The organism is Aestuariibacter sp. GS-14, from assembly GCF_006494365.1.
In the GTDB taxonomy this organism is placed as follows: Bacteria; Pseudomonadota; Gammaproteobacteria; order Enterobacterales; family Alteromonadaceae; genus Alteromonas; species Alteromonas mangrovi.
Genome location: NZ_VHIP01000019.1, coordinates 14,348 through 26,538, shown reverse-complemented (window position 1 = coordinate 26,538; position 12,191 = coordinate 14,348). Strand labels below are relative to the sequence as shown.

General features: G+C 49.1%; 8 protein-coding genes. 4 read left to right on the top strand and 4 right to left on the bottom strand.

Annotated elements, in window-relative coordinates; all coding sequences use genetic code 11:
• Position 1: 1 nt before the first annotated feature.
• Both FJ444_RS19940 and FJ444_RS19935 read right to left on the bottom strand, forming a co-directional pair.
• The gene (locus FJ444_RS19940; protein ID WP_140961455.1) at positions 2-640 is read right to left on the bottom strand and encodes a Vat family streptogramin A O-acetyltransferase; all 639 of its coding nucleotides are present in this window, start codon (positions 638-640) and stop codon (positions 2-4) included.
• A 36-nt stretch (positions 641-676) separates the two neighbouring features.
• Positions 677-1,711: a LysR family transcriptional regulator gene (locus FJ444_RS19935; protein WP_140961453.1), complete on the bottom strand. Its 1,035-nt coding sequence runs from the start codon at positions 1,709-1,711 to the stop codon at positions 677-679.
• 479 nt (positions 1,712-2,190) lie between these two features.
• Here FJ444_RS19935 and FJ444_RS19930 point away from each other — a divergent pair, with 479 nt between their 5' ends.
• The 3 genes from FJ444_RS19930 to FJ444_RS19920 all read left to right on the top strand — a co-directional run bounded on the left by FJ444_RS19930 (position 2,191) and on the right by FJ444_RS19920 (position 6,967).
• A complete protein-coding gene (locus FJ444_RS19930) occupies positions 2,191-4,767 on the top strand; it encodes a TonB-dependent siderophore receptor (protein ID WP_181405246.1) in 2,577 nt (858 codons plus the stop codon).
• A gap of 172 nt (positions 4,768-4,939) precedes the next feature.
• The gene (locus FJ444_RS19925; protein WP_140961449.1) at positions 4,940-5,761 is read left to right on the top strand and encodes a sulfite exporter TauE/SafE family protein; all 822 of its coding nucleotides are present in this window, start codon (positions 4,940-4,942) and stop codon (positions 5,759-5,761) included.
• 30 nt (positions 5,762-5,791) lie between these two features.
• On the top strand, positions 5,792-6,967 hold the full coding sequence (locus tag FJ444_RS19920; RefSeq protein ID WP_140961447.1) for a histidinol-phosphate transaminase: 1,176 nt from the start codon (positions 5,792-5,794) through the stop codon (positions 6,965-6,967).
• 109 nt (positions 6,968-7,076) lie between these two features.
• On the opposite strand, the gene FJ444_RS19915 is transcribed toward FJ444_RS19920, so the two are convergent.
• Together FJ444_RS19915 and FJ444_RS19910 are read right to left on the bottom strand one after the other, a co-directional pair.
• Entirely contained in the window at positions 7,077-8,105 is a 1,029-nt protein-coding gene (locus FJ444_RS19915; RefSeq protein WP_140961445.1) for an AraC family transcriptional regulator ligand-binding domain-containing protein, read from the bottom strand.
• Positions 8,106-8,144: 39 nt separating this feature from the next.
• Positions 8,145-9,044, bottom strand: a complete 900-nt coding sequence (locus FJ444_RS19910) for a GGDEF domain-containing protein (RefSeq protein ID WP_140961443.1) — start codon at positions 9,042-9,044, stop codon at positions 8,145-8,147.
• Positions 9,045-9,403: 359 nt separating this feature from the next.
• Here FJ444_RS19910 and FJ444_RS19905 point away from each other — a divergent pair, with 359 nt between their 5' ends.
• The gene (locus tag FJ444_RS19905; RefSeq protein WP_140961441.1) at positions 9,404-12,097 is read left to right on the top strand and encodes a TonB-dependent receptor; all 2,694 of its coding nucleotides are present in this window, start codon (positions 9,404-9,406) and stop codon (positions 12,095-12,097) included.
• Positions 12,098-12,191: the final 94 nt, after the last annotated feature.

Sequence of the window (12,191 nt, the reverse complement as noted above, 5' to 3'; positions counted from 1 at the left end):
TTCATTCAGCCATAGCCGATAGCGCCGGAATGTCGCCGCTGGTGATGGCGGGTAAGGCCGATGTTATTTTCTCAACCGGCCAATCCCACCAGCTCAGCTTTTCCAGCAGAGCGATAGTAGTATCGTCATAACGCATTTTTAAGACCTGGGCCGGGTTGCCTGCGACAACCGCATAAGCAGGTACATCTTTAGTGACCACCGATTTAGACGCCACAATGGCCCCGTTGCCAATGGTTACGCCAGGCATAATGGTGGCATCGTAGCCAATCCAAACATCGTTACCGATACGTGTGTCACCTTTATAGGGCAGCTCTCCCGGTTGAGGTGCAACTGACTCCCAACCATTGCCAAAAATATAAAACGGATAAGTACTTACACCATGCAGTGGATGATTGGCACCATTCATTATAAATGTGACCTTGTGCGCGATAGCGCAAAATTTGCCAATGATCAGTTTGTCGCCGATAAAATCGAAGTGATACAGCACGTTCTTTTCGAAATTACGCGCAAGCTCCGGATCATCTGCGTAGGTATAATCTCCCACAATGATATTGGGCGACTGAATGATATTCTTCAGAAATGTAACTTGCTCGGCCGCCGCAATGGGGGCCAGATGATTAGGGTTTGGTCCAATTGTCATAGTGCTTCCTCAATGTAAACAGAAGCAAACTGAGACCTAATCGTAAGCCCTTAAGGTTGCTTCCAGACTGCCAGGCGCGTTTGTTGGCGCTGATAAACTGCGCACATCAGCGTGTTTAAGCTGCCCTACGAATGTCCCTCGCCAGTGCCCTGCCTGTTGTTCTGATGCGGTCACTTCCTGAATGATTGCAATCATTTTTACAATGGCATCGGTAATCGCAAAATTGCTGTTTGTGGCAGCAATCACCAGACGTTTCATTTCTGGCTGAGTAATTTTCAGTGATTTCACTACTTTGCTGTCTTCCAGGTGGTACATGGCCGATGACGGTAAAATCATTAGCCCTTCACCCTGAATTACTTGCCTGAGTCCTGTCATTAACTGCCCTGAATAGGCTTTGTCGTGCTTTAATGCGACACCTGTTTCCCGCTCGTACTTATCGATCAATCTCCCCAGCGCATCTTTGGTACCCGGCGTAAGCAATTCGAACTGACTCAACTCCCAGAAACGAATGGTGTCCCTGGCTTTCAGTGAGGTGTAGTTATCGGAGGCTTCATTTACCCCAACCACCAGATACATAAATTCTTCTATTAGCGGATACACCGACATAAACCGGGGCTCCACTTCCTGCTCGTAGGTTAACGCAATGTCGATCTGGTTGCTTTGCAGCCATTCTTTGACCGCATAGGATGGGCCTGTGCTAATTTCCAATTTTAACTGCGGATACCATCTTGTTACCTGCGCAATCAGCGACATTGACAGCACATTACCAATCGATGGCAACATGCCCACGCGCACTTTGCCTTGCTGAACTGCCGCAAGCTGCTGCAATTCCATTTTGGCACTGTTGATATCGTCGATGAGTTTGCGGGCATGCTTTTCAAACAACTTACCTGCCGCAGTTAAACTCACCCCTTTAAAACTGCGATCAAACAACGCACTTCCCATTTCCCGCTCTAAATTGGCGAGTTGCTGGCTGATTGCCGGTTGGGCAATATCCAGTTCCCTCGCCGCAGCTGCAATACTTCCTGTTTGCACGGTTACAAGAAAATACTGAAGCTGTTTAGAATTCATAATGGTAAAGACTCTTCAAGTGTACTGCCTCAACTTGGTATACGAAATATGCGTTTTGTAACAAACCTTTTATATTTCAATATACTTCACTTTTCCTATTTGAATTCAGCAAGTTACATGCCACCACCTGGTCAGGTTTTGAGCCTAAATTGTTAAATTATTGTGGTGATGGAATTTATTATAAAATATTTTATTGTACCAACACCCCCTTAAACGCATGATTTCATTGATCAAAATATTGGGCTCAATATTTTCTTTATAACCCTCAATATTCTTTTTTCTTCCGATCTACCGTGCTCTTTTCTTAGTCTCATTACAGACGATGGCGCGTGTTGTCGTCCTCACTAAGCTCAAGAAATGTTTAAGTTTGGTGCTTACGCGTACCATTTTGGGGCAATTTTAGCCATTAGCGTGATTTCACGCCTTGCGCGCTTGCACCTTAAAAGATCATAGCAATATGGCAATTTAGGGAACACATGATGAAACTCAATAAATTACATGCAGCAGTACTGGCAGGTCTTGCCGGCTACTCACTTTCGATGACAGTGGCAACCTCTGCATTAGCAGAAGAAGCAGCTGAAGAGAACGTTGAAAAAATCGCGGTTGTGGGTGCTCGTGGTGCTCCCCGCTCGGTAACCAGCTCACCTGTTCCGGTAGACGTTTTGACTGCCGACGACATTAACGGCGTAGCTTCATCAGATATGAACGACATCATGATGACGCTGGTTCCCTCTTACACACTCAGCCGTCAGCCGATTTCTGATGGTGGTACCTTTATTCGTCCGGCGTCACTGCGTGGCCTGCCAACCGACAAAACACTGGTACTGGTAAACGGCAAACGTCGCCACCGTGCGGCATTGGTTCAAATCGGTGGCTCTGGTACACAGGGTCCTGATCTGGCAACGATTCCTGCTGCCGCGCTTGGCAGTGTTGAAGTACTGCGTGACGGCGCTGCCGCTCAATACGGTTCAGATGCGATCGCCGGGGTAATCAACTTCCAGCTCAAGAACAACGCCGAAGGCGGTTCACTGTCGCTGGATGCCGGCCAGTACTATGAAGGCGACGGCCAGCAATACACCATCAGCGGTAACAAAGGTTTCTCGCTGGGTGATGACGGCTTCCTGAGTGTTTCGGCAGAAATCACCGATTCAGAAGCCACTTACCGCAACGAACAGTACTGTGAAAGCTGGTTCTGTGTAGATGACCAGTCAGATGAGTACATTGCAGCTGCTGAAGCAATGGGTAAATCAGTTCACGGTACTGACGGCGCGGTTCAGCCATGGGGCCAACCGAACTACAGCGGTGCTAAGGTATTCCTGAACGCAGGTTATGCGCTGTCTGGTGAAATGGAGCTTTACAGCTTTGCTAACTACTCAGAAAGTGAAGGCGACGGTTCATTCTTCTATCGTTACCCAGGCAACGGCACGATCGAAGATCTGCGTGAAATTGACGGCACCATTTACTCACCACTGGAAAAATTCCCAGGCGGCTTTACTCCTCGCTTCTTCGGTGACATCACAGACTACTCTTTTGCCGCCGGTATCAAAGGAACCGCAGGTTCACTGGGTTATGACGTAAGTGGTCGTTACGGCTACAACGAAATTTCCTACACGCTGGCTAACACCATCAACCCGTCAATGGGTAGTGCATCGCCAACTAAATTCCACCCCGGAGACCTGAGCAACGACGAATTGCAATTCCAGGCTGATTTCACCTATGACCTGGCAGAGTATATTCTGGCATTTGGTGCCAGCTACATGGAAGAATCTTACGAGATTTCTCAGGGTGACGAAGCCTCTTATGCAGTAGGCCCACACTCAATCCCTGATCCATACGGTCTGTGTTCACGCGTAGACAACGGTTTTGGTTTAGCTACCGACGCCCAGGTTGCAACCGCTATTGCTAATGGTCTGGATTGTAGCGACTCAAGTGACCCGGTATATACCGCGGTTGGTGTAGGCTCTAACGGTTTCCCTGGCTATTCAGACGAATTCATCGGTACTTACGAGCGTGACTCTTATGCGGTTTATGCTGATATTTCTGGTGATTTAACTGAATCATTGTTTGCGCAGGCGGCGATCCGTTACGAAGATTACTCTGACTTTGGTTCAGAAGTGGTTTACAAGATTGCAGGTATTTACCAGTTAACCGAAGAAATCGCATTGCGTTCTTCTTACGGCACAGGTTTCCGCGCCCCAACTCCGGGTCAGCAAGGTACCACAAACGTATCTACCCGCTTACCAAACGGCTTCCCGGTTGCTACTGGTTTGTTCCCGGCCAACAGCGTTGTTGCACAGGCGCTTGGTGCAGACATCCTCAAGCCTGAAACCTCTACCAACTTTACGTTTGGTATGACCGCTGAGTATGACAGCCTGACCCTGACAATTGACTACTACCACATTCTGCTGGAAGACCGTGTTAACGCGATTTCAACTCTGGATGTATCAACTGATCCAACCTCAGGAAGCGCATACGACAACTACCTGGCACTTGAAGAGGCTGGTGTAGTAGGTGCAAACACTATCGGCGGTGTGTTCTTCTTCCAGAACGCATTTGATACCGTAACCGAAGGTGTGGACATCGTTGCTACCTACAGCATGGAATCTGAGTACGGTGACACCATGATCACGGCGTCATTCAACTACGGCACTAACGAATTCGACGGCGACCCGGGTGATCTGTTTAACGCAGAAGACCGTTTCGACTTCGAAAACGGCACACCAGAAACCCGTGGCGTATTCTCGGTTAAACACACAATGGATGACTTCTCCGTTACTGGTCGCGTGAGCTACTACGGTGGTTATGAAAACGCAGCAAGCAGCTCTCTGGCAGTAATCCAGGAATGGGATCCAGAGTACATGTTTGACTTAGAGGGCACTTACTTCATTAACGAAACACTGTCGGTGTCTCTGGGTGCGCGTAACCTGTTCGACAACTACCCTGATCCAGGTACTGATGCGATGGGTGAAACTTGCTGTGGTCGAATCTACCGCTCAGACTCTATCGTTGACTGGCAAGGTGGATACTACTACATGAAGCTGAACGCAACGTTCTAAGATGCGCTTCATTATGATGATCTAACCCGATTACGACCAGCCGAAAGGCTGGTCGTCTGTATCGGGTAACTCATCGCGATCCACGCGACAAACCGCCCAAAAAATTATACTTTCTACTTTATAAATATTACAAAAAATCGAATTTTTATTTAACAAGTGGAGCACTGTTGTTATGGAGATTGAACTCGTCTGGTTCGTCCTCACTTTGTGCGTTGCGGGCGCAGTCGCAGGCATTACATCCGGCCTTTTTGGCAATGGCGGAGGTTTTGTCGTCGTACCTGCCCTTCTCGCAGTTTTTCCTTTTTTCACCCCAGCCTCTGATGAGTTAGTGAAAGTTGCAATCGGGACCTCCCTGGCCTCCATTGTGATTTCCAGTGCTCGTTCAGTCCTTGCACACAAGAAACGTGGTGCAGTGGATTTTGAGATGCTCAAGTCCTGGTTTATCTGGATTGTACTTGGCGTGCTGAGCGGTGTGGTCATTGCCAACCACACCAGCAGTGGTGGATTAACTATCGTATTTGCAGCAGGTGTATTGCTGTATTCGATTTACTTTTTATTCCCGGATTATGTGGTTCGTCCGGGTATGTCTTTCTCTATGCCTACCGGTCCTGGGAAAGCCATTCTGGCCTTTGTAATTGGTGGATTTTCAGCCTTGCTGGGGATCGGTGGGGGCACCCCTACGGTGATTACTATGGTCATGTGCCGACGCACAATTCAACAGGCTGTTGCTACCGCAGCAGGTGTTGGTGTGCTCATCGGCCTGCCTGGCGCAATTGGATTTTTATTCATGAAGAACGCCAGTCCCGAAACCATGCCATTGGGCACTGTTGGGTACATTAATTTACCTGCACTGGTGGCCATTAGCGTGGGATCAATTATGACTGCGCCGATTGGAGCTTCGATGGCGCATAGTTTCAGCGAAAAAATGCTAAAGCGCTTGTTTGGCGTTTATCTGGTAATAGTGTCCATTGCCATGTTTAGTAAAGCATTATAACCGGCCACACTCAATTTAGAGGAACAACACATGACATATAACCCATCAAGAAGACTATTTCTGGGCGGTTCATTAGCTGCCTCAGCGGCAGGCGCGGCAGGTATTATTACCCCCGCCGGTCTGGCATCGGCGAAAACCATGCAGGCGCCTAACATTATGTATGGACCAACGCCTGGCGTTGCTAAACTTAACGCCAACGAAAACCCTTACGGCCCAAGCGATCTGGCATTGAAAGCCATTGCCGAGGCCAGTAAAGACGGCGGCGCTTATTATGCGTATCGCGCTGCGATGTACCTGCGTGACATGCTGGCAGAATCAAATGGTTTGAAACCAGAAAACGTGTCAATTACCGCGGGATCCAGCTTAATTCTGGCTTTCGCCGCTTTTGCAGCCACCAGCAAAGGCAAGATCCTGGGCCCGGATTTATTCTGGGATACCACGTCAATGGCGCCAATCCGTCAGGGTGGCCCGGAGATCGTTCGCGTGCCCAATACCGCAGCACTGGATATTGATCTTGATGCACTTTATAACGCGATCACGCCTGAGATCGCCATGGTACACGTGTGTAATCCAAATAACCCAACCGGCAAAATTCTGGATCCGGTGAAGCTTCGCGAGTTCTGTATCAAGGCATCCAAGAAAACGCTGGTACTGGTTGATGAGGCCTACAACGAACTAATCGAAGATGGTCCTAAACACTCCATGATCCCGCTGATCAACGAAGGTCACAACATCATTGTTGCCCGCACCTTCTCTAAAATCTACGGGTTGGCTGGTATGCGTGTTGGCTACATGCTGGGCAGCGAAGAAAACATGGAGTTTATCAACAAGTATGGTCTGGGTGGATACTCAATCAACCAGGCTGGCTTAGCCGCAGCCATTGCCAGCTACAATGATGAAGCCTTTAAAACCTTCTCCCGCGACAAAGTGAAAGAAGGCCGTGAGATCATTATGTCGGCCGTAAAAGCCAATGGCCTGACTGCGCTGCCTTCTACCACCAACTTCGTATTTGTAAACCTGGGTGACGACGGTGATGCCAATGCGTTCCGCAAAGCCATGGAGCAGCAGGACGTATTGATTCGCGGTCAGTACCGTACTTATCAACAATGGTCACGCGTCAGTACCGGCCGTATCGAAGATGTTAAGAAATACGCCGCAGCAATGCCAAAAGCACTGGATGAAATGTACAAATTAATGAAAGCCTAACGGCATTCGAACGAGTCCCTTGGACAGTACAAGACGACAGGAAGTCAAAGGCCGCATCACGCGGCCTTTTTTATTGCACATTCATGTCATTTAGCACAAAAGCTCCATGTCAGACTTGCCGCAATTCACTGGGTGTCAAGCCTGTCCAGCGTTTTACCGCACGCCTGAAGTTCGTAATGTCGGTAAAGGCCATCTTCAGTGCACTTTGCTCGTTATTCAGCTTTTGTACTTGTAAGTAAAAGATAGCCTGTTGCCGGCGAATACTGTCGTGCAGTTCAGTAAAACTGGTGTGATGTTCGGCCAATTTTCGCTTCAGCGAAGACGAACTCAATGCCAATTGGCTCGCAGCCTCGGGGAGCGTAAGTGCAGCATTTGCGTTAAGCAATGACCTGACGTTATCGAGTAACCCCATTCGGTAAATGCGTTGCCGCAAAAGGCGATGACGAGCATAAGCATTGAGCATCGAACTGGCCTGTAAACAGGGTACACGCAACGCGGATTTTTCTATTCTGATCGCAAACATCGGCTGGTTAAATTTAAGTCTGAAACCAAGATGCGCTTCGTACTCCTGAATATGCCGGGGTCGTCCGAATGGAAAGTCAAAATGGAACGGCAGGCGCTTCCCGGTACACAGTTTAGCCAGCGCCACCAGCGCTGCACAATAAGCTTCAACCATAAAAACAAATTGCTTACCGCTGCCCATAGCATCCTGGAGCAGATAATACTCGTTCACATCATCCTGATAGCGTTGCGCCGACACAAACGGACTAACAAGGGTTTGCAGTACTGGCAAAGCCCTGATGCATTGCCCAAAATGTCGGGCATGCAGGAAATACGGCAGCACATCATGCATGTGTCCTGTTACCAACTGTTGCCCAAAACGAAACGAGACATCATAGCCTTTTGCGTATTGCTGTGCGTTAGCGGCGAGTTTTTGAATTTGCCGGCAACTTAAAGCGTTGTTACTCACCAGATCGTCGGCGAAGATCCCCGTGCCGCGCAATATCTTATACTCCGGTGCCCCACGGGCGACGGCGACAGAGACTAAGCTGGCCGCAATCTGACGCCCTGGCAACACCTTGTCGTTAAGCGTAAGCAGCGGTGCAAACCCTGAACCTGAGCACAAGCGATGCATCATACTTTCACTTCTGACAAGCAAACCATTTTGCGCACTTGCTTACGCCACCTGCTGAGACGTTTCGTCTAATTGCCGGTTTAATCCTGACATCAACTCAGACAGGGTACCCTGGTGCTGTAACCGCGCGCAGGCACTGCGAACCGAATGGAAAATTGCGGTTGTTTGCCCGCCACTTTTGAACGCGACGTTGCGAATGCTTCGCTCTAGTTGGCTAGCCAATTCGCGGGCTTCAGTTAATCCGGTATCCGGTAACAGGATCACAAATCGGTCGCCAGCGTAACGACAGGCCAGATCCACAGCACGTAAATTCATCACGATAAGCTGGGAAATTTCACGCAAAAAGCGATCACCTTCCTGATGACCATAACGCAGGTTAAACTCAGAAAAATCATTGATGTCTAATACGACTACAGAAGCGTCAAGGCCCTGCTCCTGTAAAGCGGTTGCCCTGTCACGCCAGTAATCCGCACGGTACAATTGCGTGATTACATCAATTTGCTCGTGGCTGCGATACCAAAGTTCTCTGCGCTGCAACTGCCTGTTTAGCGCCAGTTGCTCCTGATGCCAGAGGTACAACGCATAACTCATCACGATCATGCCCACGGCTGCCGGAATAGATTCCACCAGGCTTAACCAGGTTGCCGCATTACTGTAATGCATAAACTCATCGATCACGTCTAACAGTGCGGAAAAGCTGAACAAAGACAGCCCGATTGCCAATAATGACGTAACTTGCCCCGGGGGTCTGCTCATCATCACAGCCAGGATCCAACATAAGGTTAGCAAGCACACACTTCCCTCGCCCACCACATCCAGCCATTCAACGCTGCTGATAGGCTTAAGTTCGCCATGCAGTGAACACAGGGCAACAGCCAGGGTTAATATCACCAGTTCAAAGGCAAGCAGCCCCTGGTGTCGAAACAATAAACTGAAGTTCATTCGGTAGTTCCTACTTTCTGCAGTAACAATAAAACACGTACCACAGCGTAAATGCTATTGCACAAATCACAGGGGTCATTCTGGCTCACAAATATGACATTACTGTGATATCGAGGGGCTCAGCAACGGTTAAAAAAGCGAGTAGCTATTAATAATCAATAATTTAGAAGGGGGTCATTTGGGCTCATTGTTTTTGGAATTCAGCCAAATTGATAGGATTTTTAGCTGTTATCGCCAAAACATCTCGGTGTGTTTCACAGAACTGTCATTTTTGATTTCTACCTTAGCCACAGCACGCATTCATACACACCAACCCATGCATGAGGTTGGTGTTTAACACTTCATCAATGAGAACGCACATGACTATGAGAATTTCACAGATCGCGGTTGCAGTGGGAACACTCTTTGCGGCCACAGCTTCGGTTGCCGCGGATAACGCTGGCCTTATCGGTCAACTTACCAACGTTCAGCAGGACCGTGTTTTTGCCGGCGCAAAAATCGAAATAAAAGAGCTTGATAAAGTAACGTATTCCCGCCGGGACGGTACCTTTCGGTTTTCCAACCTGCCGGAGGGTAATTACACACTGGTAGTGACTTACTTGGGCACCAAGCCCGTTACTCAGGCTGTGTCACTTGTTGCAGGGGAAAACATGGTCCCGGCGATCACACTGGAAGCCAAAGACGACGCACTCGAAGAAGTGATGGTACGCGGGCAACGCAGTGGACAAGCCAGTGCAATTAACCAACAACGTATGGCCGACAACATCAAGTCGATTGTATCGGCGGATGCAATTGGTCAGTTCCCGGATCAAAACGCAGCGGAATCGTTGCAACGCCTGCCGGGCTTATCCATAGAGCGGGACCAGGGCGAAGGCCGGTTTGTAGGCATACGCGGTATCGATCCTAACCTGAATAACGTAACGATTAACGGCTTGAACATTCCTTCTCCCGAAGCCGGTGTGCGGTCTGTTGCACTGGACGTTATCCCATCAGAGCTGATTCAAACCCTGGAAGTGTCTAAATCGGTTACTGCGGATATGGACGCCGATGCCATCGGTGGTGCCATTGAAGTAAAAAGTGTCAGTGCGTTCGACCGCAAAGGCCAAACGGCCACCCTAAGCGCACAAGTGAGCCAAAACCAATTGCGCGACGAACTGAGCCCCAAAGCCTCGGCAACCTACACTAACCTGTGGGATGACACTTTTGGTGTTGCCGCTGCACTGAGTTACTTTGAACGCGACTTTGGATCAGACAATATTGAATCCAATGCCGACGATGAAATCGAGCAACGCCACTACACCATAACCCGCGAGCGCTTGGGCGCAGCGTTAAACCTGGACTATCGCCCCGATTTTAACAACCAGTATTACCTGCGCACCCTGTTCAGTGAATTCTCAGACACTGAATACCGCCAGCGCAATACCTTTGTGCTCGACGGCGAAGACTCAGAAGTTGAGCGCGATTCTAAAGACCGCTATGAATCACAATCTATTTTTACCGCCGCACTGGGCGGTGAACACAGCCGCGGCGAGTGGTTTTTTGACTATCAGGCAGGCTATGCGAAATCTGACGAAGATGAGCCTAATGCGCTGTATTTTACGCTGGTAACAGAAAACAGCAGCGTGGATGGCGACCTGATGCGCCAGATTCCCTCTCTGTCCTACAATGCAGATGTGAATGATCTCAGCACCTACGAGCTGGACGAAATCAGTTTTGAAGACAACTACACTCAGGATACTGAGCACAGTATTCAGGCGAACATCACACGTTCATTCGCCAATGATCCTTACCTGAGCGAACTGAAAGCCGGTTTCAAGCTGCGTCAGCGCAGTAAAAAGGTCGACAGCAATATTTACATTTACGACGGCGATTTTGACGGCGTAGACCCAACTCAGTTTGCCGCCGGTGAGCCCGATTGGGGACTGGGCAACTTCGGCCCGGGCCTGAATCGCTCAACACTGCGCAGTTACTTTAATCAACACCGCAGCGCACTGGAATTGGCTGAGCTGGACTCAGAACTTGAGTCTAACGGAGCATCATATAACACCAACGAAGATATCTTCGCGGCGTATTTCATGGGTACCTTCGACATTGAGCAGTGGCATATTGTGGCAGGTGTACGTTATGAAAACACGGATTTTGATACCGCAGGTATGCGCGTTGAACTGGTTGAAGACGAACAAAACGACGTAGAAGAAGTGGTAAATACCCCCTGGCAGGCTGATCGTTCATACGATTACTTCCTGCCCAGTATAAACGCAAAATACACCGTTTCAGACCAGTTGATCCTGCGTGCCGCGTTTACTCAAACCATTTCTCGTCCGCGCTTTGAAGAATCAGCGGCTTATCAGATTATTGAAAGTAAAACGGAAGAAGACGACGGTGAATTTGTTACCGAACGCGAAGCGGAAGTAGGCAATCCCTCTCTGTTGCCCTACGAAGCAACTAACTACGACTTGTCTGTGGAATACTACCCAGGCGACATCGGCGTGTTGTCTGCGGGCTTATTCTATAAGCAAATCGACAATTTCGTAATCTACGCCAATGTTGCAGGCACCAGTGGCTGGGAAGGCTTTGATGAAGTGATTCAGCCACTTAATGGCGAAAGTGCAGACCTACTGGGCCTGGAGCTGTCCTGGGTGAAAGCGTTCGACAATGGATTATTATTGTCGGCCAACGGCACCTTCTCTGACTCGGATGCGACGACATTACTGGACGGCGAGCGCTATAAAACCAGTTTGCCCAACCAGTCAGACACCGTAGGTAACCTGACCGTGGGATACGAGGCCAACAATTTCAGCCTGCGATTAACTATGGCTTACAAGAGCAAAAACCTGGAAGAGATCGATGGTGACATGATCCGCATGGAAGACGCTCACCAACAGTTCGATTTTACCGGCAAGTACTTCGTAAACGAAGATGTCACTGTGTATTTCAATGCCATCAACATAAATAACGAACCGTACTACCACTATTTTGATCAGCGCAATCAAAACGCGCAGTTTGAAGAATATGGCCGCACCTTTGAACTGGGCTTTAACTGGCAGTTATAAGCCACAGCACAGTGTGGGCGTACTCAATAAAACGTGCGCCCACACTCCGTTTTAACTGTCCGGCTTACGGGCTCGGGCCCGGCCGGACAGCAAC